Raw genomic sequence first — 24,372 nt, forward strand, 5'->3', positions numbered from 1 at the left:
CAGTTGCGGGTGTTGACCGAAAAGCCGCTGCAATCCTCAATCTCAACAACCGCTACAAATGCGTGCGCTGCCACAGGCGCTGGCACCAGGCACCCAGGTCGTCGAGGTAGCCGTAGACCACGGGCACGACCACCAGCGTGAGCACCGAGGAGGTGATGACGCCGCCGATGACCGACTGGCCCAGCGGGCCCATGGCCTCGGAGCCTTCGCCGCTGGACAGGGCCAGCGGCAGCATGCCGAAGACCATGGCCAGCGTGGTCATCAGGATGGGGCGCAGGCGCACGCGCGCGGCCTTGAGCAGGGCCTGGTCGCGCGGCAGGCCGGGCACGCGCCTGCCGTCCTCGTCGTCGTGCGGCTGGCGGGCGCGGTTGGCGAAGTCCACCAGCAAGATGGCGTTCTTGGTCACCAGGCCCATGAGCATGACGATGCCGATGACCGAGATCATGGAAATGCGCGAGCCGAACACCAGCAGGGCCGCGGCCACGCCGATGAGCGTCAGCGGCAGCGACATCATCAGCGTGATGGGCTGCAAAAAGCTCTGGAACTGGCTGGCCAGCACCATGTAAATGAAGACCACGGCCAGCGCCAGGGCCATCAGCGCGTACTGGAAGGATTCGGCCATGTCCTTGGCGGCGCCGCCAAAGCTGTAGCCGTAGCCCGGTGGCATGGGTGTGGCCTGCAGCACGCGCTCGACGTCGGCGGAGACTTCGCCCAGCGAGCGCAGCGCGGTGTTGGCGGTGATGCGCACTTCGCGCTGCATGCTGTGGCGGTCGATGACGTTGGGCGCGTTGCTTTCGTGCAGCTGCGCCACCTGGCCGAGCGTGACGACCTGGGGCTGGTCGCCGGCGGTGGCGCTGCGCACGTTCAGCGGCAGCTGGGCCAGGTCTTGCAGGTGCTGGCGCGCCTGCGGCGCCAGGCCCAGGCGCAAGTCGTAGGTCTGGCCGTCGGGGGCGCGCCAGTTGCCCACGCTCTGGCCGGCCAGCAGCACGCGCAGCGGCGCGGCAATGTCCTGCAGGTGCAGGCCCAGGGCGGAAGCGGCCTGGCGCTGCACCTGCACGCTGACGATGGGCACGCGCTGCTGGGTGCGCGCGTCCAGATCGACCAGGCCGGGGATGCCTTCGAGCTCGCGCTGCAGCTGCGCGGTGATGCGGCCGAGCTCGCCCAGATCGGGCCCCTTGAGGGAGAACTCCAGCTCTTTTTGCCCGCCCACGGGGTCGAGCAGGCCCACGTGCGTGACGCGGATGCCGGCGACCTCGGCCAGCTGGCGGCGCAGCACCAGCGCCATGTCGTTGACGCTGCGCGTGCGCTGCTGGCGCTCGACCAGCCGCACGTACATGCTGGCCTGGTGCTTGCCCGAAGTGTTGCCGATGCGGGTGACGGTGTAGCGCACCTCGGGCAGGGCGCGCACGATGGCGTCCACCTGGCGCGCCTTGGCCTGGGTGTGCTCGATGGACGAGCCCATTGGGGTGTGGAACTCGATGGTGGCCTCGGAGTAATCCGAGGCGGGCACGAACTCAGTGCCCAGCAGGCGCAGCATGAACAGGCTGAGCACGAACACCAGTGCCGCCAGCGCCAGCGTCAGCAGGCGGTGGTCCAGCGCCCAGCGCAGCGCATCCTGATAAAGCTGCGAGAGCGCTTCGGTAACGCGCGCAAACCAGCGCGTCAGCCGCCCCAGCGTGGCCTGGTACAGCCGCACGATGCGGCCGGTGACCGGGCCGTGGCGCTGCGGCGGCAGGCTGCGGCGCAGCGCGGGGCTGACCTGCGGGTCGTGCCAGACGGAGGAGAGCATCGGGTCGAGCGTGAAGGCCACGAACATGGAGATCAGCACCGCCGCGGCAATGGTCAGGCCAAACTCGTGGAAGAACTTGCCGATGATGCCGCCCATGAAGCCGATGGGCAGGAACACGGCCACGATGCACAGCGTGGTGGCCAGCACCGCCAGGCCGATCTCCTGCGTGCCCTGCAGCGCCGCGTCGTAGGCGCTCTTGCCCATTTGCAGGTGGCGCACGATGTTCTCGCGCACCACGATGGCATCGTCAATCAGCAGGCCCACGCACAGGCTCAGCGCCATCAGCGTGAGCATGTTGATGGAAAAGCCCAGCAGGCCCATGAACATGAAGGTGCCCACCAGCGCGATGGGCAGGGTCAGGCCGGTGATGATGGTCGAGCGCCAGGAGTTGAGAAACAGATAGACGATCAACACCGTCAGCAGCGCGCCTTCGAGCAGCGTGCGCTGCACGCTGGCCACGGCCACGCGGATGGGGCGCGAGTCGTCGCTGACGGCCTGCAGGCGCAGCCCGGCGGGCAGCTGCGCCTGCAGCTCGGCCACGACGGCGTTCAGGCCATCGACCACTTCGATGGTGTTCTCGTCCTGGGCCTTTTGCACGCTCAGCAGCAGCGTGCGCTGGCCGTTGAACAGCGCCAGAGAATCGAGCTCGGCGGCGCCGTCGCGCACCTGGGCCAGCTGGCGCAGGTACACGGGCGCGCCGCCACGGCGCGCGACGATCAGCTCGCCAAAGTCGGCCGGCCAGGCCACGCGCGCGTCCAGCTGCACCAGGCGCTCGCGTTCGAGCGAGCGCAGGCTGCCCAGCGGCAAGTCCTGGTTTTCGCCTTCGAGGGCGTCGGCCACCTGCTGCGCGCTGAGGCCCCAGGCGCGCAAGGCCTGCGGCTGCAGCTCTATGTGGATGCGCCGCTGCACGCCGCCTAGGACCTGCACCGCGCCCACGCCGCGCACGTTTTCCAGCCGGCGCTTGAGCACCTGCTCGGCCCAGTTGGTCAGGGCCACAGGGTCGTGCAGCGCCAGCGCGGCATGGGCGCTGGCGGCGCGGTCAGTCGCTGTGCCCGCAGTAGTGCCCGCAGCGCTCGCAGCGCCTGCGGTGTCCGCAAGGTTCGTCGCCGTGCCCGCTGGCAAAGCTGCTGCGGCGCTGGGCGCTGCCGGGTCTGCCACCAGCGCCAGCGACCAGATCGGCCGGTCTTCAGGGTCGAAGCGCTGCACGGCCGGGTCCTCGACCTCCTCGCGCAGCTGGCTGCGCATGCCGGCGATCTTTTCGCGCACGTCCTCGGTGGCGCGCCGCCCGTCCATGCTCAGCGCGAACTGCACGATGACCACCGAGACGTTGTCGTAGCTGCGCGAGCTCAACTGGCTGATGCCGGCAATGGTGTTGACGACCTGCTCGATTTTTTCCGTGACCTCGCTCTCGACGATCTCGGCCGAGGCGCCGGGATAGCGCGTGACCACCACCACGACCGGAAACTCGATGCTGGGGAATTGATCGACCTTGAGCCGCTGGTAGGAAAAGCCGCCCAGCACGATGAAGGCCAGCATGACCATGGTGGCCATGACCGGGTTGTGCAGGCTGACGCGTGTGAACCACATGGCGCGTCACGGCCCGGGCGGCGCGGAGGTGTGGCCGAGCGCATCGGCGCTGGCAGCGGCCCCAGCCTCGGCATCGGCGCTGGCCTCGATCTGCACCAGCGTGCCATCGGCCAGCAGGCCGGCCGCGCCGCTGAGGATGGGGGTGCCAGCGGCCACGCCCTCGATGGCCTGCCAGGGCTGGCCGTCCAGCAGCGCGCGCGGGCCGAGCGTGACGCTGCGCTGCTGCACGCGCTGGCCCTGCAGCACCAGCACGTAGGGCTGGGGCCGCTCGGTGCGGATGGCCGTCTGCGGCACGGCCAGCACCTGTTGCGCGCCCGTGCGGATGTGGCCGTGCGCGAACAGGCCATCGCGCAGCAGGGCGGCATCGCCCGCCTGAGCGCCTTGGGCCGCGTCGGGCGCGGCTTGGCCTGGAGCTTCGCCTGCGCTTTCACCCGTACCTTCACCACCCGCCCCGGGCGGCAGCAGGCGCAGAAAGACCGCCACATTGCGGCTGCCGGCCTGCGTGGCCGGGCCGATGCGCTCCAGCTCGGCCTGCCAGGGCGCGCCTCCGCCTTCGATCCACAGCTGCGCGCGCTGGCCGGGGGCCAGGTGGCGGGCATCGGCGGCGGCCACCTCGGCCTGCCACTCAAAGGCCTGCGGCGCGACGATCTCCAGCACCGTCTGGCCAGGCGCGACCACCTCACCCGGCTGCACGTGGCGCGCCGCCACCAGCCCATCGATAGGGCTGTGCGCCTGGGTGTCGCCCAGGCCCTTGCGCGCCACCTCGACCGCCGCCAGCGCCGCCTGGTGCTGGGCGCGCGCGGCCTGCAGCTGCGCGGCGCTGCTCGCCCGCGCCGTGGGCGAGAGAAAGCCCTGCTCGGCCAGGGCGCGGTCGTTGTCGGCCGTGCGCTGCGCCATGCTCAGCTGCGCCTGCGCGGCGCGCGCCTGTTGCTGGGCCTGCTGCACGCGCGCGGCGGCATCGGGCGCGGCGATGACGAACAGCCGCTGTCCGGCGCGCACCGCCTGGCCCTCGCGCAGCTGCAGCTGCTGCACCCGGCCGCCAGCCTGGGCCTTGATGCTCAGGCGCTGCGCTGGCCGCAGCGTGCCGCTGGCGGGCACCTGCTGCGGCAGCGCCAGGGCCTGCACGGTGGTGATCTCGCTGGGCAACAGGCGCACGCGCAGCGCCTGGCGCTGCTGCATCTCCTGCTGCAGAGCCTGGGCCCGGGCCTGCTCGCGCTGCCAGGCCCGCGTGCCGCCCCAGGCCAGCAGCGCCAGCGTGGTCAGCACCAGGAACCAGAGCAGGGGTTTTTTCATGGCATCAATGGGGGCAGGGCGGGCGGCGCAAACGGCCGGGCGCGGGCAGTGTAGTGCAGCGTTTGAGAGTCTGTTCAGAATCTTGGCGCGAGTGGGCAAGAAGCAGTTTGGGATGGCCTTGCAACGCCGCATGCCGCCCAAATCCGATTCATTGCCTGCGGTGCAGAGATTGTGAACAGGTTTGGGGCGTGCAGCCCCCTGTGGGCAGCCACTGGCAAGCCAGGCCCCAGGCTGGGCGGGGATGGTTTGCCGCTAGAATGGGGCGCTTTTTTGTTCGCGCAGGGCATGGCCTGCGCATCGTTTGCGTTCCACCGCCGCCGCGCCGCGCTTGATTTTGTTTTGCACGTGCGAGCGGCCTGCGGCATCGGGCGCGGTCACTGGAGACGTTCACACATGACTTACCAGCACATCAAAGTGCCTGCCGAAGGCCAGAAAATCACCGTCAACGCCGACAACTCGCTGAATGTTCCGGACAACCCCATCATCCCCTACATCGAGGGCGACGGCACCGGCATGGACATCACCCCGGTGATGATCAAGGTGGTGGACGCGGCCGTGGAAAAAGCCTACGGCGGCAAGCGCAAGATCCACTGGATGGAGGTGTACGCTGGCGAGAAGTCCACCAAGGTCTATGGCCCGGACGTGTGGCTGCCCGATGAGACCCTGGATGCCGTGCGCGATTACGTGGTCTCCATCAAGGGCCCGCTGACCACGCCCGTGGGCGGTGGCATCCGCAGCCTGAACGTGGCGCTGCGCCAGCAGCTCGACCTGTACGTCTGCCTGCGCCCGGTGCAGTACTTTGCCGGCGTGCCCTCGCCCGTGAAGGAGCCGCACAAGACCGACATGGTGATCTTCCGTGAGAACAGCGAAGACATCTACGCCGGCATCGAGTTCGAGGCCGAGAGCGACAAGGCCAAGAAGCTCATCAAGATCCTGCAGGACGACTTTGGCGTCAACAAGATCCGCTTCCCCGAGACCTCGGGCATCGGCGTCAAGCCCGTCTCGCGCGAGGGCACCGAGCGCCTGGTGCGCAAGGCCATCCAGTACGCCATCGACAACGACAAGCCCAGCGTCACCCTGGTGCACAAGGGCAACATCATGAAGTTCACCGAAGGGGGCTTCCGCGACTGGGGCTATGCCCTGGCCAAGAAGGAGTTCGGCGGCGAGGAGATCGACGGCGGCCCATGGCTGAAGGTCAAGAACCCCAAGACCGGCAAGGACATCGTCATCAAGGACAGCATTGCCGACGCCTTCCTGCAGCAAATCCTGCTGCGCCCGGCCGAGTACAGCGTGATCGCCACGCTCAACCTCAACGGCGACTACATCTCCGACGCGCTGGCCGCGCAGGTCGGCGGCATCGGCATCGCCCCGGGCGCCAACCTCTCGGACACCGTGGCCATGTTCGAGGCCACGCACGGCACCGCGCCCAAGTACGCCGGCAAGGACTACGTCAACCCCGGCAGCGAAATCCTCAGCGCCGAAATGATGCTGCGCCACATGGGCTGGACCGAGGCCGCCGACATCATCATCAGCGCCATGGGCAAGGCCATCTCCAGCAAGAAAGTCACCTACGACTTCGCCCGCCTGATGGAAGGCGCCACTCAGGTCAGCTGCTCGGGCTTTGGCCAGGTGATGATCGATCACATGTGATCGGCAGGGCCGCGCGTAGCTGGCGCGGCTCCCTAGATCGTGACTGCCGGTGCAGCCCGGCAATGCAAAACCCCCGCACTGGCGCATGCCAGGCGGGGGTTTTTTCTTGCGCTGCAGTGCTCTGGGCTGGTGATGGCCCAGGGCGATGCTCTTGCTCAATCGACTTGCCCGATGCCGTAGAGCGTGATGGGCCGGGCCTGCTCCTCGAACAGAATGACCGAGGCATCGACCCCCAGGGATTGGATTTTTGCCATGATTTTTTCCCGGTGCCGCAGTGGCGCGCGGATGGCGACCCGGTTGCTTCTCTCATCGACGTAGCTGCTGTAAATGGCCAGCTCGTCGTGCGGATCGCTGCTGCCCATGGCATCCATGATGACGTCCTGCATCGCAGTCAATTGCTTGACGCTGCGCGCGACCTGCACGACCACGGCGCCGTGCTTGAGCCACTTTCGATCAATGGCTTTGCCGTTGGCGACTGCGATGACGGGATAGACCTTGCCGTATGGGTTGAATTCCAGCCACATCCCGGCGAAGTCATCCCCAAGGTCAGCCCGGATGGCGTCGTAGTCCTTGTAGATTTCGTCGGAAAGTCGAATGTTTTCCTCGTCATCCATGGGGTGGTATGGCACTTCGGCCATAGCTTCTTCGAGCGTCAAAAAGCGAGTGTGGTTGGGCGCGCCAGTCTGGGGCTGCGCGGCGCTGCAGGTCAGCAGCAAGAGCAATGCGAGCGATGTTTTTTTCATCTCAGCTCCCCAGTGAGGTGGAAGGAAAATGAGAGGCATGCTTGCGATGTGGCGCTCACATCCTGCCCGGCAGCCAGGTGACGATGGCCGGGAAGAACCAGAGGATGGCCAGGGCCAGCACCATCAGCAGGAAGTAGGGCGCGCAGGCCTTGCCGATGGTGGTGATTTGCTTGCCGGTCATGCCCTGCAGCACGAACAGGTTGAAGCCCACGGGCGGGGTGATCTGGGCGGTCTCGACGGTGATGACCAGGAAGATGCCGAACCACAGCGGGTCGATGCCGGCGGCCTGGATGATGGGCAGCACCACGGCCATGGTGAGCACGATGGTGGAGATGCCGTCCAGAAAGCAGCCGATGAGGATGTAGAACAGGCCCAGCACGAGGATCAGCATGCCCGGCGACAGGCCCAGGCCGCCGACGTACTCAGCCAGCTGGCGCGGCAGGCCGATGTAGCCCATGGCCAAGGTCATGAAGGAGGCGCCGGCCAGGATCAGCGCGATCATGCAGTACAGCCGCGTGGCGCCCAGCAGGGCGTCGCGGAAGGTGCGCCAATTGAGCGCGCCCTGCAGGGCCGAGAGAATGAGCGCGCCGAGCACACCCACGGCGGCGGCCTCGGTGGCGGTGGCGATGCCGCTGTAGATGCTGGCGATGACGCTGAGGATGAGCAGCACCACGGGGATGAGGTGGCGCGATTGGCGCAGCTTGTGCGCCAGGCTGCTGGGCCCGTCGGCGCGCGGCACGCGCCCTGGGTGGCGCAGCGCCCAGAGCATGATCCAGCCGGAGAACAGCGCCGCCAGCAGCAGGCCGGGCAGCACGCCGGCCATGAACAGCTTGGCGATGGAGACGTCGGCGGCCACGCCATAGACGATGAGGATGATCGAGGGCGGGATGAGCAGGCCGAGCGTGGCTGGCCCGCCCAGCGAGCCGATGATTTGCATCTCCGGGTAGCCGCGGCGGCGCAGCTCGGGGATATTCATCTTGCCGACGGTGGCGCAGGTGGCGGCCGAGGAGCCCGAGACCGAGGCGAAGATGGTGCAGCCGATGACGTTGGTGTGCAGCAGCCGCCCGGGCAGGCGCTCGACCCAGGGGGCCAGGCCGCGGAACATGTTCTCCGAGAGGTTGGTGCGGTAGAGGATTTCGCCCATCCAGACGAACAGCGGCAAGGCGGTGAGCGTCCAGCTGCTCGATGAGCCCCAGATGGTCAGCGCCATGGCGTCGCCCGCGGGGCGACCGCTGAGCACCTGCATGCCAAACCAGGCCACGCCAGCGAGCGTGAGCCCGACCCAGACGCCGCCGGCCAGCAGCGCGAACAGCACGGTCAGCAGCGTGATGCTGGCGGCGATTTCACTCATGGTGGCGCTCCTCCTGCAGGCTGGCCAGGCGGCTTTGGCCGCGCAGCGCCAGCAGCAGCTCGTCGATGAAGGCAATGCTCAGCACCAGCGTGCCCGCGGCCATGAGCAGCTGCGGGATCCACATCGGTGTGGCGTCGCTGGCGGTGGAGATGTCGTTGAACTGGTAGGACTGCCACACCAGCCGCGCGGAGTAATAGGCCAGAAAGGCCGAGAGCAGGCTGGCGATGGCCAGCGCGGCAATTTCCAGCGCGCGCCGCGCGCGGCCGCGCAGCATGCCCAGCACCAGCGTGACGCGGATGTGCTCGCCGCTTTTGAGCGTGCCGGCCAGGGCCAGAAAGCCGGCGCCGGCCATGGCATAGCCGGCATAGGCATCGCTGCCGGCGGCGGAAAAGCCCAGCAGGCGGCTGGCGATGCTCAGCAGCACCATGAGCAGCACGCCGATCATGGACAGGCCAGCCAGCCACAGGCTGGCGGCGTAGAGGGCATCGAGTGTCTTGCGCATGGCCTTGGTTTTGGGGTGTGGGTGGGAAGAAATGAGGAGGAGGGCAAAACGCTGCGCCCGGCAGACTGGGCGCATCTGGTGGGCGCACCCGGGCGGCAGGGCAAGGCCAGACGCGGGCGATCAGGCGCAGCGTTTTGCCAAGGGCATTGCCCTCCCACTGGCTGTATTGAGGGCGAGGGGGCGATGCTCAGGCCTTGGGTTACTGGCCTTTCTTGTAGGCGTCCAGCAGCGTCTGGCCGTCTGTGCCGGCGCTCTTGAGCCATTCGGCCTGCATGGTCTCGCCCACCTTGGCCAGATCGGCCTTGAGCTGGGCGCTGGGTTCGAGCACTTGCATGCCTTCTTGCTTGAGCTTGTCCATGGACTGCTGCGTGACCTCCTTGGAGCGTGCCCAGCCGCGCTCCTCGGCGGCGGCGGCGGCCTTTTTCACGGCCTCTTGCGCAGCGGCGTCCAGGCCCTTGAAGGCGCGTGCATTGGCTACGACGATGTTCTTGGGCAGCCAGGCCTGCACGTCGTAGTAGTACTTCATGCTCTCGTAGAGCTTTTTGTCGGTGCCGGTGGAGCCCGAGGTCATCAGCGTCTCGACCGCGCCGGTGGCCAGGGCCTGCGACAGCTCGGCCTCCTGGATGGTCACCGGCTGCGCGCCGACCAGCTCGGCAATGCGCGAGGTGGCCGGGCTGTAGGCGCGCATCTTCATGCCCTTGAGTTCGGCGGCCGATTCAATGGGCTTTTTCGAGAACAGGCCCTGCGGCGGCCAGGGCACGGCGTACAGCAGCACCATGCCTTGCTCGCCGAGCTTTTTCTCCAGCAGCGGCTTTTGCGCCTGGTACAGCTGCTGGGCTTGCTCATAGCTGGTGGCCAGGAAGGGTAGGCCATCGGCGCCGAACAGCGGCCACTCGTTCTGGTGGCCCACGAGCAGGAACTCACCGGCCTGCACCTGGCCGCCTTGCAGCGCGCGCTTGATCTCCGGGCCCTTGAACAGCGAGGCGCCGGGGTGCGGCGTGATGCGCAGCTGCCCGCCGGTGGCGCTTTCCACGTCCTTGGCGAACTGGGCGATGTTTTCCGAATGGAAGTTGAAAGCCGGGTAGGGCGAGGGCAGATCCCACTTGGTCTGGGCCTGGGCGGGAAGAGCGGCAAGGGCGCTGCTGAGCACAGCAGCGGCGGCAATGAAGGAACGGCGTTGCATGGACAAGGCTCCTGACTGGTTGGGCAAGGGGGCCGGCGGGCTATCCCCCTGGGGGTTGGCAAAAAACAGGCCTGTGTCGTGCCGCCGGTGGCCTGTGCGTGGTTGAAATTCCGACTGGGTGTTGATCTAATGGCCAAGATTGTTCAACAATGTGCATCCTACTCTGCTTTGGTCTGTCATTCTGTCCCGTAGATTCCCCAATGCCTGCCGACGCGGCGCTGGCATCGCTTCAAAGACTGCAGCGCCCGTACACGGCCAGCACCATGCGTTCGGATTGCACCAGGTACTCCTGCAGCATCTGCGCCGCAGCGGCGGGCTGGCCGTCCTCGAAGCGTTGCAGGATTTGCGCATTCAGCTCCACGTAGGGCGCGTGCAGGTACTGTTCGTCGCCCAGCAGGCCAAAGGCCAGGCGCAATTCGGCGGCGACGTTGGCAAACAGGCTCGAGAGCCGCTGGCTGTCGGCCAGCGCCACGATGGCAGCGTGAAAGGCCATGTTGGCCGTGCCGGCGGCCTGCCAGTCGCCGGCATCGCGCGCCTGGCGGGCCCGCTGCAACGCCTGGCACATCAGCTGGTGCGCCGGGTGGCGCGGCCAGGCCTGGGCCAGCGCCGGGCACTCGATGAAGCGGCGCACGCGGTAGATGTCGATGATGTCGGCAATGCGCGGCACTGCCACGGAGACGCCGCGGTTGGGCTCGTGGTGCAGCAGCCCTTCCTTGGTGAGGATGCGGAACACCTCGCGCAGCGTGTTGCGCGAGATGTCCAGCTGCTCACACATGGCGGCCTCCGACAGGTGCTGCCCGGCGCGCAACTGGCCGCAGATGAGCTGCTGGCGGATGACGTCGGCCACGGTCTCGGTCAGGCTGGGCGCGGCGGGGTGGTCGGAGGTCGTGCTGGACAAAGTGGTCGAGCGGGGCATATCGGGGCAGGGCGGTCAGTAGCGGCGCAGTCAATGGCAGCGCAGTCAATGGCAGCGCGCAATCATATCGACAGGAGAAGTGCATGGACTTGAACAGTGACCTCGGCGAAGGCTTTGGCGCCTGGCGCATGGGCGATGACGCGCAGATGCTGCGCATCGTCACCAGCGCCAACGTGGCCTGCGGCTTTCACGCCGGCGACGCCGCAGGCATTCTGGAGACGCTGCGCCTGGCCGCAGCCCAGGGCGTGGCCATTGGCGCGCACGTGGCCTACCCCGATCTGGTGGGTTTTGGGCGGCGCAACATGAGCCCCAGCAGCCGCGAGCTGGTGGCCGACGTGATCTACCAGATCGGCGCCCTGCAGGGCCTGGCGCGCGCCGCAGGCACTTGCGTGCGCTACGTCAAGCCCCACGGCGCGCTGTACAACACCATCGCGCACGATCGGCGTCAGGCCGAGGACGTGATCGAGGCCATACTGGCCGTGGATCCGCAACTGGTGCTGATGGGCCTGGCCGGCTCGCCGCTGCTGGGCTGGGCCCAGGCGCGCGGCCTGCGCACTGTGGCGGAAATCTTTGCCGACCGCGCCTACACCGCGCAAGGCGCGCTGGTGCCGCGCGGCACGCCCGGTGCGGTGCTGCACGATGCGCAGCAGGCGGCGCAGCGCATGCTCGACTGGGTGCACACCGGCTGCCTGCCCAGCATCGATGGCCAGCGCATTCGCCTGCAGGCAGACTCCATCTGCGTGCATGGCGACAGCCCGGCGGCCGTGGCCATGGCGCAGCAGCTGCGCCAGCAGTTGCAGGCCGCTGGCGTGGCGCTGCAGCCGTTTGCGCCGCTGCCTGCCGAGCCTGCCCCAACGGCCGCAGCCACGGCCACGCCCATTGCCGGAGGCGCAGCGTGATGCATTGGCGCGCACTGCCCGCGGGCGATCAGGCCCTGCTGCTGGAGCTGGAGGATCTGCCCCAGACCCTGGTGCTGCTGGCGCGACTGCAGGCCGCCCAGGCGCAGGGCCTGCTGCCCGGCCTGGGCGAGATGGTGCCGGCGGCGCGCACGCTGCTGCTGGAGTTCGACCCGCACCAATGCACGGCGGCGCAGCTGCTGGCGAGCCTGCAGCCGCTGCTGCAGACGCTGACGCAGCCGCTGCAAGGGGCGCAGGAGGGTGCGGCGCGCTGCGTGCCCATCCCGGTGCGCTACGACGGCGAAGATCTGGACGCCCTGGCCGAGCTGCTGGGGCTGAGCCGCAGCGAGCTCATCGAGCGCCACACCGGCTGCGACTATCTGGCCGCCTTTGCCGGCTTTGCGCCGGGCTTCGTCTACCTGGCCGGCGGCCATGATTGCTTTGCGCAAGTGCCGCGTCGCGCCACGCCGCGCACCCGTGTGCCGGCCGGGGCCGTGGCGCTGGCCGGCCACTTCAGCGCCATCTACCCCAAGGCCAGCCCGGGCGGCTGGCAGCTCATCGGCAGCACGCCCTGCGTGATGTGGGATTTGCAGCGCCCCGAGCCGGCGCTGATCCAGCCCGGCTGGCGCGTGCGCTTTCACGACCTGGAGCGCCCCGGCGCCAGTATCAGCTTGCCGCCCGCGCCGCCCGCGCCGCCCGCGGCACCCCCGGCGCCCCCGGCGCCCCCGGCGCCCCCGGCGCCAGCGCGGCAAGCATCGATGGCGCCGCCGCCCCAGCCTGGCGCCTGCCTGGAGGTGCGCTCGCCCGGCCTGCAAACGCTGCTGCAAGATGGCGGTCGCTCGGGCCAGACGGCCCTGGGCGTGGGGCGCAGCGGCGCGCTCGATGGCTGGGCCATGCGCGCGGCCAACCGCTGCGTGGGCAACCCGCCGGGCACGCCCGTGCTGGAAAACCTGCTGGGCCAGCTGGTGTTGGTGGCCACCGGGCCTGCCGTGCTGGCCGTCACCGGGGCCGACGTGCCGCTGCGCATCCGCAGTGCCGATGGCCGCAGCCGCCAGGCCGCCACCGGCTGCGCGCTGGCCCTGAATGCGGGCGATGAGCTGCAGCTGGGCAGCCCGCGCGCCGGCGCGCGTTGCTACGTGGCCGTGCGCGGCGGCCTGCAGGCGCCGCTGGTGCTGGGCAGCGCCGCCACCGACACGCTGGCCGGCATCGGCCCCGAGCCGCTGGCCGCCGGTGCGCGCCTGCCGCTGTTGCCAGCGGGCGCGCTGGGGCCCTTGCAAGCCGTTGATGCCGATGGCCTGACCTGGGGCGCGGCGGCCCGCGCGCTGCCACGGCCCGGCCAGACCGTGGTGCTGGACGTGCTGCCCGGCCCGCGCGCCGATTGGTTCGGCCCCCAGGCCCTGCAGCTGCTGCAGGGCCAGCCCTGGCAGGTCACGCCGCAGTCCAACCGCGTGGGCATGCGCCTGGCCGGGGCTCAGCCCTTGCAGCGCGCGCCGCAATGGGCCGGGCAAGAGCTGCCCAGCGAGGCCACCGTGGCCGGCGCGCTGCAGGTGCCCGCCAGCGGCCAGCCGGTGCTGTTTTTGGCCGATCATCCGCTCACCGGCGGCTACCCGGTGCTGGCCGTGCTGGCCAGCCACCATCTGGACCTGGCGGCGCAAATCCCCGCCGATGTCCAGCTGCGCTTTCGCCCCATAGGCCGCTGGCCGCAGGGCGACGCGGCGTTGCCCGCAGCGCAGGCCGACGCCCCAACTTCCACCACCACCATGAAAGAACCCCCGCGATGATTCGCAAGGTCCTGATCGCCAACCGAGGCGAGATCGCCGTGCGCGTGGCGCGCGCCTGCGCAGACTACGGCGTGCAGTCCGTGGCCGTTTATGCCGACGCCGATGCCGACGCGCTGCACGTGCGCCTGGCCGACGAAGCCTGGGCGTTGCCCGGCCAGAGCCCAGCCGACACCTATCTGAACATTGACCAGCTGCTGGACGTGGCGCGGCGCAGCGGCGCCGATGCCGTGCACCCAGGCTACGGCTTCTTGTCCGAGCGCGCCGAATTCGCGCGCGCCGTGCAGCAGGCCGGGCTGGTGTGGATCGGCCCGCGGCCCGAGACCATCGAGGCGCTGGGCGACAAGGTCGCTGCGCGGCGCATCGCCCGCCAGGTCGGCGCGCCGCTGGCCGCCGGCAGCGACGGCCCGGTGCACAGCGCCCAGCAGGTGCTGGACTTTGCCCGCGAGCACGGCCTGCCCATCGCCATCAAGGCGGCCTTTGGCGGCGGCGGGCGCGGCCTGAAGATCGCCTGGCGCATGGAGGAGGTGGCCGAGCTGTACGAATCGGCCGTGCGCGAGGCCACGGCCGCCTTTGGCCGGGGCGAATGCTTCGTCGAGCAATTCCTGCACCAGCCGCGCCACATCGAGGCCCAGGTGCTGGCCGATGCGCACGGCCAGGTCGTTGTGTTGGGCACGCGCGATTGCTCGCTGCAGCGGCGCAACCAAAAGCTGGTGGAAGAAGCGCCTGCGCCTTTCCTCAGCGATGCGCAGCGCCAGCAAATCCACAGCGCCGCGCAGGCCATCTGCCAGGCCGCGGGCTACGTGGGCGCGGGTACGGTGGAGTTCTTGCTCGGCCAGGGCGGGCAGCTGTCCTTTCTGGAGGTCAACACCCGCTTGCAGGTCGAACACCCGGTGACCGAGGAAACCACCGGCCTGGATCTGGTGCTGGAGCAGCTGCGCATTGCCGACGGCCTGCCGCTGGCCATTACGCACACGCCCGAGCCGCGCGGCCACAGCATGGAATTTCGCATCAACGCCGAGGACGTGGCGCGCGGCTACCTGCCCACGCCAGGCACCATCGCCGTGTTCGAGGCCCCGGGCGGCCCGGGCGTGCGCCTCGATGCCGGGGTGCAGGCCGGCTCTCCCGTGCCAGGCCAGTTCGATTCGCTGATCGCCAAGCTCATCGTCAGCGGCAGCAGCCGCGCCCAAGTGCTGGCGCGCGCGCGCCGGGCGCTGCGCGAGTTCCGCATTGAGGGGGTGGCCAGCACGCTGCCCTTTCACCAGGCCGTGCTGCAGGAGCCGGACTTCACCGCCGAGCACAGCCCCTTTGCCGTGCACACGCGCTGGATCGAAACCCAGTTCAAGGCCTCCTGGCCCATGACCGAGCGCCCCGAGCCGCCCGCGCCGGCGCTGCAGCGCAGCTTCATCGAGATCGACGGGCGACGCGTGGCGCTGGGCCTGCCAGCGCACTGGCTGGGCGCGGCCGCCGCGCAAAGCCTGGCTGCCGCCAGCGGCCAGCCGCTGCAGCAGCTGCAGCAGGCGGCAGAAGCCCCGGCCACGGCCGCGCAGGACCGGATGCTGCTGGCCCCGCTGACGGGCACCTTGCTGCGCTGGCTGGTGGCCGATGGCCAGGCCGTGCAGGCTGGCGAGGTGGTGGCCGTGATGGAGGCCATGAAGATGGAAGCGCCGATCACCGCCCCGGCCGCGGGCATGCTGCGCCTGCACGCCCAGCAAGGCAGCAGCGTGGCCGCGGGCGGTTTGCTGGCAGTGCTGGAGTGATGTGCGTGCTGCCTGCGTGGGGCAGCATGCACAGGCCAAAGAGGATGGCGCCCAGTAACTGCTGCCTGCACGGGCGTTGCGTGCCGGGGCCGGGATGTGCGCCCGGCGGCGCACCTCCTTTTCTTGTCTCGCCAAGAAAAGGAGGCAAAAGAAGGCGACCCCACTGCCCGCGACCCCGGCGCTGCGCGCCGGGGCGACCTGTGCCGTTGGCCGGCCAGGGCGGGTGCTGCGGAAACTCGCTGCGCGGCTTTGCCGCTACGCTCAAACAGCCGCAGCGAAATTTGATTTTTGGAAGCAGGCCCACTGTGTGTGGGCCTGCCCGCCCTGTCAGGCCAGCGTCACAGGCGCAGGCAGAAGGGGGCTTTGCCCGGGCCATCGCTGCGCTCGGCCCTTGGGTGGACGCTTTGCGCCCACGGCTTCGCGCCACTGGTTGCCGCACACCTCAACATCGCAGGGGCTTGGCTCGGCGCGCAGGCTCTCACAACGACAGCACGATCTTGTCGCCCGCAGCGCGGGAGCAGCAGGCCATCATGCGGGTGTTGGCGGCGCGTTCGGTTTTGGTCAGCACCTTGTCGCGGTGGTCGATCTGGCCTTCGGCGACGGCCACTTCGCAGGTGCCGCACAGGCCCTCGCCGCAGTCGCAAGGGATGTCGAAGCCCGCAGCCTGCAGGGCCTGCAGCAGGGTCTGGTCGGCGGCCACGGGGATGTCCAGGCCCGAATCCTTGAGGTGGGCCGTGAAGCCGTGCTCCTTGGCCGGGTCGAGCACGGCGCTGTCGGTGTGGAAATGCTCGAAATGCAGCACGCCTTCGGGCCAGTTCTCGGCCAGGGTTTCCAGCGCCTCGATCAGCCGCGCCGGGCCGCAGGCGTAGACGCGGGTGCTGGCGTCCACGTCGGCCAGCAGCGCGGCCAGCTCCATGCGCTGGCCCTGGTCCTTGGCGTAAAGCCGCAGCGCGGGGGCGTGATCGCGCTCAAGCCGCGCCAGCAGCGCCATGTGCGCGCGCGAGCGCGCGGCGTAGTGCAGGGTGTAGGGCTTGCCCAGGGCCTTGAGGCGGTCGGCCATGGCCATCATGGGCGTGATGCCGATGCCGCCGGCGATGAGCACGAAGCGCTGCCCCTCCTCGTCGAGCCGGAACAGGTTTTTCGGCCCGGACAGTTGCAGCTGGCTGCCCGGCTGCAGCGTGTCGCAGAAAAAGCGTGAACCGCCGCGGCCTTCGTCCTCGCGCTGCACGACGACCTGCAGGGTGTCGCACGCGCCGTTCGGGTTGTTTTGGCCGTTCTTGTCGTTCGGGCCGGCCGGGCCGCACAGCGAGTATTTGCGGCGAAAGCCGCCGGCGATCAAGTCCACGTGGGCGCCGGCGCTCCAGGCCGGCAGGGGCTCGCCCGTGGCGCTGGCCAGCACCAGGCGCCACAGGCCCTGGCCTTCCTGGTGCTTTTCACGCACCACGACGGGGCGGGCGATGCTGTCCTTGGCGGGTGGGCCGATGTAGAACGGCGCGGGCTCGGGCATGGCTTGCGCCAGGCGCTCGGGGTTGCGCGCCGGATCCCATTCGACCCACAGCGCGTCGGGGCCGCGAAACGAGGTGTTGGGCAGGTAGCCGGGCGTCTGGCCGGGCACCAGGCGCATGTGCGGCAGGCGGCGCACGAATTCTTCGAGGAAGACGCGCATTTGCATGCGGCCGATGTTCTTGCCCATGCACTGGTGCGCGCCGTAGCCAAAGCTCAGGTGCTCGACGGCGGCCTCGCGGTACAGATCGACCTCGCCAGGGTTTTCAAAATGGCGCGGGTCGAAGTTGGCCGAGGCCTGCAGCAGCAGCAGCTTGCCGCCTTTGGGAATGGGCACGCCGCCGACGACGGCATCGGCCGTGGCCACGCGCCGCCAGGCGATGATGGAGCCGGCCACGCGCAGGCATTCTTCGACGGCGTTGGGGATCAGCGCCGGGTTGTCGCACAGGGCCTGCCAGGCGTTGCGCTGCGTGAGCAGCGTCATGAAGGCGTTGGCTGTGGCGTTGGAGGTGGTCTCGTGCGCGGCGGCCAGGATGGCCATCATCATCGAGCGCAGGTAGGACATGGGCACTACATCCGGGTGCTTGCGGTGCTGGGCGATGGTTTCGTACATCCAGCCCTGGCCCTGGCCTTCGGACTGGGCCAGCATGTCGTCAAGGATGCGCTGCGCAGTGGCCCAGAACTGGCCGACGTTTTCGGCGATGTCGATTTGCTCCTGGGGCGTGGGCCGGCCCCAGGTGTTGAGCGTGTGCGCGGCGGCAAATTGCTGCAGTTGCTGCACGCCTTCGTCGGACACGCCCAGGAACTTGAGCGCCACGGCCAGCGGGATTTCATAGAACATCTCGCCGACCAGATCGGCGCGGCCCTTGTCGATGAAGCGATCCATGTACTGGCGCGCCAGCGAGCGCACCATGGGCTCGAAATGGATCAACCGCTCCGGCAGAAAGGCGTCGAGCAGCAGGCGGCGGCGCTCCATGTGGTCGGGTTCGTCCTCGTTGACCATGGTGCGGCTCATGGCGTAGCCATAGCGCTGCAGGATGGCGCTGACCTCGGGCGTGGGCGGGGTGATCTTCTCCAGCGCATTGGCCGGGGAGAACAGCAGGTTGTCGCGGAACACGGCCTTGACGTCCGCATAGCGCGTGACCACCCAATAGCCCAGTTGGGGGCTCCAGAACACGGGCTCTTGCTCGCGGGCCCAGCGCACGTAATCGGCCGGGTGCTGCTGGTAGGCGGCGCTGAAGGGGTCAAACTGTGCGGCCTGGGCACTGACGGGGCAGCCATTGGGCGCCAGCGCGGCAGTGTGGGCAGCGCCACTCAATGGGCAGCCGGTGGCTGCCTGGGGTTGGGAGGTGCTGGGCATGGGCGTGGGTCGTGGGTCGTTGTGGCGTTCTCTGGGGCGCTGGCATGGCCATGTGGGCCTGCCAGCGCCATCCAGCGCAATCCATCAGTCCAGCGAGATGCCCAGATCGCGGATCAGCTGGTGCCAGCGCGTGGTTTCGCTTTCCAGCAAGGCGGCATATTCCTCGGGCGTGTTGCCCACCGGCTCGATGCCGAACTCGATGAGCTTTTTCTCAACCTGGGGGTCGCGAATGGTTTCGACCACGGCGCGGTTGAGCGCGGCGATGGTGTCCTTGGGCGTGGCGGCTGGCACGGCCAGGCCGACCAGTGCGGCGGCCTCAACGCCTTGCAGGCCCAGCTCGGCGAAGGTCGGCACCTCGGGCAGCTGGGCCAGGCGCTGCGAGTGCGCCACGGCCAGCGGGCGCACTTTGCCGCTGCGGATGAAGCCCGCGCCAGCGGCCAGGTCCACCATCATCGCCGGCACCTGGCCGCTGGCCACGTCCGACAGGGCGGGGGCAGCGCCACGGTAGGGCGCGTGCGTCATGTCCAGTTTGGCCTGAGTGCGAAACAGCTCCATGGCCAGGTGGTGCGGGCTGCCCGCGCCGGCCGAGGCGTAGTTGAAGCCATTGGCGCTGTTCTTGACCAGCGCGGTGAATTCGGCCAAGTCCTTGGCGGGCAGCTCGGGAGAGGTCACCAGAATCATCGGGAAGCGCCCCATCAGCGTGACCGGGGCCAGATCCTTCACGTCGTAGACCAGCTTTTGGTAGAGCGCCGGGTTGAACACCAGCGTGCCGTTGTCGGCCGAGACCATGGTGTGGCCGTCGGCCGCAGCGCGCGCGGCCTCGGACGCGGCAATGCCGGTGTTGCCGCCGGGCTTGTTCTCCACCACCACGGCCTGGTCGATGCGGGTAGAGAGGCTTTGCCCGATGGTGCGGGCCAGGAAGTCCGAGCCGCCGCCGGCCGGGTAGGGCACCAGCCAGCGCAGCGACTGGCTGGGCCAGTCAGCGGCGGCCGAGGGCATCGGCTGAAGCAAGGGGGCGGCCAGGCAAAGGGCGGCAAACAGTTTTTTCATGGTGTTTTTCCTTGTGGTGAAGCAGGTGGGGGGACGCCGGCAGGGCGCTTGGCCTGCAAGCGGGGCACAGCCTTTGCAGGTGTGTGCAAGCATCAAGAAGGCTTGGTCGAAGCGGGCGCGCCGGCACCGAAAACCCCTCGCCATGGCAATGCCCTGGCGAGGGGTTGGAGTGCATCTGGGCTGTGCGTGGCTGTCGCAATCGGCCCTTTGCCCTTTGAACAGGTTCTTATGCTTTGCGTAAAGCATATACGCAAGGCGTAATTTTTGCCTGCGTGTTTACCCCGATAGAATGGCCTGCGCCTTGCGTTGATTTGGCCCTTTTGCCCTGCCATGCCAGCTTCTTCATCCCCTCGCAATCCAGCGACCGCAGCGCCGACGTCGCGCCATCGGCGCCAGCGCGTGCAGGCTGCGCAGACCGGCATGGATGTGCTCAAGGGCCTGGCCGAGCTCGATGGCCGCGCCAGCCTGACGGCGCTGTCGCAGCATGTGCAGCTGCCGCTGGCCAAGGTGCACCGCTATCTGATGAGCATGGTCGAGGCCGAGCTGGTGGCCCAGGATCCGGCCTCGCAGCAGTACTACCTGGGCGCGCAGGCCATCCGCATCGGCCTGGCGGCCATGCGCCAGGCCGATCCCATTCGCCTGGCCGAGCCGGCCTTGCTGCGCCTGCGCGAAACGCTGGCCGTGACTTGCTTCATCGCTGTGATGGGCAACCAGGGCCCGACCATCGTGCGCTTCGAGGAGCCCAGCCTGCCGGTGACCGTGAACGTGCGCGCCGGCTCGGTGCTGTCGCTGCTGTGGTCGGCCACGGGACGGGTATTTCTGTCGCATCTGAACGATGCCGCCATGGATCGCATGGCCGAGGCAGAGCTGCGCCGCTGCACGCCACAGCAACGCAGCCAGCTGGCGCCCAGTCGCCCGCTGCAGGCGCTGCGCGCCGAGCTGGGCCGAGCGCCGTGCTTGGCCGTGCGCGACACCAATCTGCCAGGCATCAGCGCCGTGGCCGCGCCCATTCGCGACCACGGCGGCAAGGTCGTGGCCGTGCTCACGGCGCTGGGCGCCAGCGGCGGCTTCGATGCCGGGCTGGACGGCCCCATCGCCCAGGCCGTGCAGCGCGAGGCCCAGGCCGTCAGCCGCGCGCTGGGCTGGGTATGAGCGCCAGCTCAGCGCGCGCGCCCAAGGGCTTGACAGGCTCGCTACACTGATTCTTTTGGTTTTTGGCTTTTGGCGGCTGCCCTGCGCGGGCGGCCGTTGTTTCTAGGACTTGTGTACCCATGGCGTTGATCCCCACCACCATCCTGACTGGCTTTCTCGGCGCGGGAAAAACCACCTTGCTCAATCGTGTGCTGCAGGAGTCGCACGGCCAGCGCATTGCCGTGATCGAGAACGAGTTCGGCGAGGAGAACATCGACAACGAAATCCTGGTGCGTGAGGGGCAAGAGCAAATCGTGCAGATGAGCAATGGCTGCATTTGCTGCACGATCCGCGAAGACTTGCGCAGCACCCTCAGCGATCTGGCGGCCAAGCGGCGCAGCGGGGCGCTGGCATTCGATCGCGTCATCATCGAAACCACGGGCGTGGCCGACCCCGGGCCGGTGATCCAGACCTTCTTCATGGACGACGAAGTGGCCGAGCAGTACCTGGTTGACAGTGTGATCACCCTGGTCGATGCCAAGCATGCGCAGCAGCAACTCGACGACCGTCAAGAGGCGCGCCGCCAGGTTGGCTTTGCCGACCGCATCTTTCTGAGCAAGACCGACTTGATCGACGCGCCGCAGCGCCAGGCCTTGGTGCAGCGCTTGCAGCGCATCAACCCGCGCGCGCAGATCAGCGTGGCGCACTTTGGCCAGGTGCCACTGGAGCAGGTGCTGGATGTGCGCGGCTTCAACCTCAATGCCAAGCTGGATCTGGAGCCGGCGCTGCTGGATCCTGGCGCGTCAGAGCATGCGCATGAGCACAGTCACGGGCACCACCATTGCGATGGGCACGGCCATGAACATGGCGAGCACGAGTGCTGCGATGGACACGCGCACCATGAGCACGGTCATGGCGCACAGTGCAACCACCCCAGCCACCATCACCATGACGACGACGTCAAGAGCTTCGTCTACCGCGCCACGCGGCCTTTCGACCCCGCGCGGCTGGAGGATTTTCTGGGCGCCATCGTCAACGTCTACGGCCCCAAGATGCTGCGCTACAAGGGCGTGCTGGACATGGCCGGCACGCAGCGCAAGGTGATCTTCCAGGGCGTGCACCAGCTCATGGGCAGTGACCTGGGGCCGGTCTGGGCCGAGGGCGAGTCGCGCGAGAGCAAGATGGTGTTCATCGGCATTGATCTGCCGCGCGACATCCTCGTGCAAGGTCTTGAGCAATGCCTTGTGCCGCAGTAAAACGCAGGGCAATGCGCTACATTCCAGGGCAGCGCAAAGCGGGCGATTGTGGCTACAATCCGCGCCCGTTCCCAGCCGCACCAACCAGGCGTGGCTGGGGTAAGAAGATCAATGGAGACCAGTGCGGCACTGGCGCCATCGGCCTTCCGGATAGTGCTTGCAGGATGACGGTGTTTTGTGTCCGGTCTGTGTGCCCAGGCGGCAATGCCGTGCAGGGCCTGGCGCCGAGCCATTCCTGACAGGCGCAAACCGGCAGGCTGCCCGGCGCGCAGCGCGCGGCACCAGAGTTAGAAGAGAGAGGCGGTTGAGAAATCATGGCAACTAAAACCACTGCGCGCACATCAGCAGCGCGGGCCAAGCCGGCCCAAACCAACGGCAAGACCGCGGCAGGCAAAGCCGCCAGCGATGTGCAGATGCTCACCGACCAGGATGTGCTGGCCATGCCGGAGGAGGACTACATGAATGCCGTGCAACTGGCGTTCTTCCGTAACAAGCTGGTGCAGCTCAAAGAAGACATGCTGCGCAAGGCTGGCGCGACCACTGAATATCTGCGTGAAGAAGTCTCCGTGGTGCCCGATCCGGCCGACCGCGCCACGATCGAGGAAGAGCACGCGCTGGAGTTGCGCACCCGCGACCGCGAGCGCAAGCTGCTCAAGAAAATCGAGCAGTCGATTGCCAGCATCGATGCTGGCGAATACGGCTATTGCGATGAAACGGGTGAGCCCATAGGCATTGGCCGCCTGCTGGCCCGCCCAACGGCCACGCTGTCGCTGGAAGCGCAGCAGCGTCGCGAGCTCAAGCAAAAAATGTTCGGGGACTGAAGGGCCCCACCGAGGTCTGCCCATGACCACCCAGAGCACGCCGCCGCCAGCAGGAGGAGCTCCGGCGACGGGGTTCTTGTCCAAGATGGTCAGGTTTGTCAGCAATCCGACCAAGGACTGGAAGGAGCTCGACAGCCTGGGCCAGGCAGAGTCCAGCCCCGAAGACGACGTCAATGCGCAGGAATTGCGCGAGCGCATCGAGCGCAAGCGCCGCAACGACTTCATCCGCAAAGAAGAGTTTGCGCACTGGCGCAAAATCATCAATGCGCGCAAGAAGCGCCAGCCGCAGGCGCAGGTGCCGCCCAGCGTGTTGGCCAGGCTGGCGGCCAACAAGAGCGCCTCGGAAGAGGCGCGTGCCCAACCGACGACCACGCTGGGCAGCCGGCTGGGCACGCTGAAGAAGATCAACGAGATCGAGGAGCAGATTTCCAAGCAATGGTGGCAACAGGGCCGGCGTCAAGGCGCCGCGCAAGCGCCATCGGACCTGCAGCAGGAGGAGACGGAGTTTTTGTTTGCCAGCGACAGCCTGTTCTTTGCCGACATGGTGGCCAGGCAGGTGCGCCAGGCGCGCAGCTACTTGCAGGATCCGCAGGCCGAGCATCTGCCGCAGGATCCAGCGCAACAGCAGGCTTGCCGGGACATGGCGGCCAAGTTACAGCGCATGGACGAGGTGTTGGCATTTTTTGAATTGCAGGAGGAGTTTGTGCATCAGGCAGATCTGGAAGAGGCCTCGATACTGTTTGCCAGCAACCGTGTCGCAGAGGCGGAAAAGATTCTGGTTGACGTGATTCGCAAGCACGTCAACGATCCGCCGCAGGAGCAGGTGGACATTTGGATGGCCCTGTTCGACCTGTATCGCGCCGTGGGCGCGCAGGATCGTTTCGACGCCGTGGCGCTGGATTTCGCACGGCGCTTCGACCGCTCTGCCCCGGTGTGGTTTTCGCTGCCTGAGCAGCTGGGCACTGAGCTGGCGCAGCAGCGCGAGGCCAAGCGCCCCTTCTCATGGACTTGCTCGGCCGAGGTGAGCGTGCAAACGGTGGCTGCGGCCTCGGCCCTGCGCCAGCGCGCGGCTTCGCCCTACCAGTTCAACTGGAGCAGGCTCAAGAACATTCAGCCCGATGCCGTGGCCTCACTGGTGCAGCTCATTGGCGAGCTTGCCAGCTTGCAGGGCGTGGTGCAGTTCACCGGCGGCGATGTGCTGGTCAATCTGGTGCAGGAGCGCACGGTGGCCAACGATGCCAGCGTGGCGCGCGATTGGTGGTTGCTGCGTCTGGCACTGCACCGACTGATGAACGAGGCCGAGCAGTTCGAGCTGGCTGCGCTGGATTACACCATCACCTATGAGGAATCGCCCCCGGCCTGGGTTGCGCCCAAAGTTCAGTACCGTGATGGCTCAGCCCAGCCCGATGCAGTGAGCGCGGTCGCGGCCACGGCGGGCGAAGAGTCCGTACATTTGGACATGCAGAAATCCCGCTTGCAGGGGCGCATCGAAGACGATGCCACCGCCTTGCTCGATGAGGCCGTGGCGGCATTGCCGGCTGGCGCTCCGCTGGACATCGACTGCGGCAAGCTCATCGCGATGGACTTCAGCGCTGCAGGCTCGGTGCTGAACTGGGCGGCGCAGCAGCAAAGCGAAGGCCGCGTCGTGGTGTTCAGCAACCTGCACCGGCTGGTGGCGGTGTTCTTCAACGTCATCGGTATCAACGAGCACGCGCGTGTGCTGCCGCGCAAGAATTGAAGCCTTGAACGGGCTCTGAACAGGCTTTGAGCCGCTTTTGCTGCCGCGCCCTTGAAGTTCTGCGG

The 24,372-nt window shown here is 68.1% G+C and carries 17 protein-coding genes; 8 read left to right on the forward strand and 9 right to left on the reverse strand.

Translation table 11 applies throughout. From position 1 onward, the window contains the following. Window positions 1-52: 52 nt before the first annotated feature. Complete coding sequence (locus tag CLI93_RS04615; RefSeq protein WP_095541839.1) at window positions 53-3,376, reverse strand: efflux RND transporter permease subunit; 3,324 nt, start codon at window positions 3,374-3,376, stop codon at window positions 53-55. Window positions 3,377-3,382: 6 nt separating this feature from the next. Continuing rightward, window positions 3,383-4,669 (reverse strand): efflux RND transporter periplasmic adaptor subunit, encoded by a 1,287-nt coding sequence (locus CLI93_RS04620; RefSeq protein WP_172425522.1) that lies wholly within the window; start codon window positions 4,667-4,669, stop codon window positions 3,383-3,385. Between the two features lie 393 nt (window positions 4,670-5,062). On the opposite strand from CLI93_RS04620, the gene icd reads away from it, so the two are divergent. After that, on the forward strand, window positions 5,063-6,319 hold the full coding sequence (icd, locus tag CLI93_RS04625; protein WP_095543688.1) for an NADP-dependent isocitrate dehydrogenase: 1,257 nt from the start codon (window positions 5,063-5,065) through the stop codon (window positions 6,317-6,319). Window positions 6,320-6,474: 155 nt separating this feature from the next. Here the strand turns inward: icd and CLI93_RS04630 are convergent, their stop codons facing one another. The 5 genes from CLI93_RS04630 to CLI93_RS04650 all read right to left on the reverse strand — a co-directional run bounded on the left by CLI93_RS04630 (window position 6,475) and on the right by CLI93_RS04650 (window position 11,014). Further along, window positions 6,475-7,062, reverse strand: a complete 588-nt coding sequence (locus CLI93_RS04630) for a hypothetical protein (RefSeq protein WP_095543687.1) — start codon at window positions 7,060-7,062, stop codon at window positions 6,475-6,477. 55 nt (window positions 7,063-7,117) lie between these two features. Next, a complete protein-coding gene (locus CLI93_RS04635) occupies window positions 7,118-8,413 on the reverse strand; it encodes a TRAP transporter large permease (protein ID WP_095543686.1) in 1,296 nt (431 codons plus the stop codon). Continuing rightward, the gene (locus CLI93_RS04640; protein WP_095543685.1) at window positions 8,406-8,915 is read right to left on the reverse strand and encodes a TRAP transporter small permease; all 510 of its coding nucleotides are present in this window, start codon (window positions 8,913-8,915) and stop codon (window positions 8,406-8,408) included. Before CLI93_RS04640 ends, CLI93_RS04635 begins: the two co-directional genes overlap by 8 nt. Window positions 8,916-9,114: 199 nt before the next feature. Further along, window positions 9,115-10,098, reverse strand: coding sequence for a TRAP transporter substrate-binding protein (locus tag CLI93_RS04645; RefSeq protein WP_095543684.1), 984 nt, complete (start codon window positions 10,096-10,098; stop codon window positions 9,115-9,117). A gap of 229 nt (window positions 10,099-10,327) precedes the next feature. Further along, window positions 10,328-11,014, reverse strand: coding sequence for a GntR family transcriptional regulator (locus CLI93_RS04650; RefSeq protein WP_095543683.1), 687 nt, complete (start codon window positions 11,012-11,014; stop codon window positions 10,328-10,330). An 83-nt stretch (window positions 11,015-11,097) separates the two neighbouring features. Here CLI93_RS04650 and CLI93_RS04655 point away from each other — a divergent pair, with 83 nt between their 5' ends. From CLI93_RS04655 to CLI93_RS04665, 3 genes are read left to right on the forward strand one after another with little or no spacing between them, the layout of a single operon-like run. Next, window positions 11,098-11,913, forward strand: a complete 816-nt coding sequence (locus CLI93_RS04655; protein WP_095543682.1) for a LamB/YcsF family protein — start codon at window positions 11,098-11,100, stop codon at window positions 11,911-11,913. Further along, complete coding sequence (locus tag CLI93_RS04660; RefSeq protein ID WP_095995709.1) at window positions 11,913-13,691, forward strand: 5-oxoprolinase subunit B/C family protein; 1,779 nt, start codon at window positions 11,913-11,915, stop codon at window positions 13,689-13,691. Before CLI93_RS04655 ends, CLI93_RS04660 begins: the two co-directional genes overlap by 1 nt. After that, window positions 13,691-15,448 (forward strand): acetyl/propionyl/methylcrotonyl-CoA carboxylase subunit alpha, encoded by a 1,758-nt coding sequence (locus tag CLI93_RS04665; RefSeq protein ID WP_095542523.1) that lies wholly within the window; start codon window positions 13,691-13,693, stop codon window positions 15,446-15,448. Before CLI93_RS04660 ends, CLI93_RS04665 begins: the two co-directional genes overlap by 1 nt. A 478-nt stretch (window positions 15,449-15,926) precedes the next feature. On the opposite strand, the gene CLI93_RS04670 is transcribed toward CLI93_RS04665, so the two are convergent. After that, a complete protein-coding gene (locus CLI93_RS04670) occupies window positions 15,927-18,311 on the reverse strand; it encodes a cytochrome P450/oxidoreductase (protein ID WP_095542505.1) in 2,385 nt (794 codons plus the stop codon). Between the two features lie 84 nt (window positions 18,312-18,395). Next, window positions 18,396-19,361 carry a Bug family tripartite tricarboxylate transporter substrate binding protein gene (locus tag CLI93_RS04675; protein WP_095542504.1) on the reverse strand — a complete coding sequence of 322 codons (966 nt, stop codon included), beginning with the start codon at window positions 19,359-19,361 and terminating at the stop codon, window positions 18,396-18,398. A 330-nt stretch (window positions 19,362-19,691) separates the two neighbouring features. On the opposite strand from CLI93_RS04675, the gene CLI93_RS04680 reads away from it, so the two are divergent. From CLI93_RS04680 to CLI93_RS04695, 4 genes are all read left to right on the forward strand, one after another. After that, window positions 19,692-20,513 (forward strand): IclR family transcriptional regulator, encoded by an 822-nt coding sequence (locus CLI93_RS04680; protein WP_095542522.1) that lies wholly within the window; start codon window positions 19,692-19,694, stop codon window positions 20,511-20,513. A 119-nt stretch (window positions 20,514-20,632) separates the two neighbouring features. Continuing rightward, entirely contained in the window at window positions 20,633-21,748 is a 1,116-nt protein-coding gene (locus CLI93_RS04685) for a CobW family GTP-binding protein (protein WP_095542503.1), read from the forward strand. Window positions 21,749-22,161: 413 nt separating this feature from the next. Next, window positions 22,162-22,569 (forward strand): RNA polymerase-binding protein DksA, encoded by a 408-nt coding sequence (gene dksA, locus CLI93_RS04690; RefSeq protein ID WP_420823107.1) that lies wholly within the window; start codon window positions 22,162-22,164, stop codon window positions 22,567-22,569. A gap of 22 nt (window positions 22,570-22,591) precedes the next feature. Then, on the forward strand, window positions 22,592-24,307 hold the full coding sequence (locus tag CLI93_RS04695) for an STAS domain-containing protein (protein ID WP_095542501.1): 1,716 nt from the start codon (window positions 22,592-22,594) through the stop codon (window positions 24,305-24,307). The last annotated feature ends 65 nt before the right edge of the window (window positions 24,308-24,372 follow it).

The organism is Vandammella animalimorsus, assembly GCF_002288875.1.
GTDB lineage: Bacteria > Pseudomonadota > Gammaproteobacteria > Burkholderiales > Burkholderiaceae_C > Lampropedia > Lampropedia animalimorsus.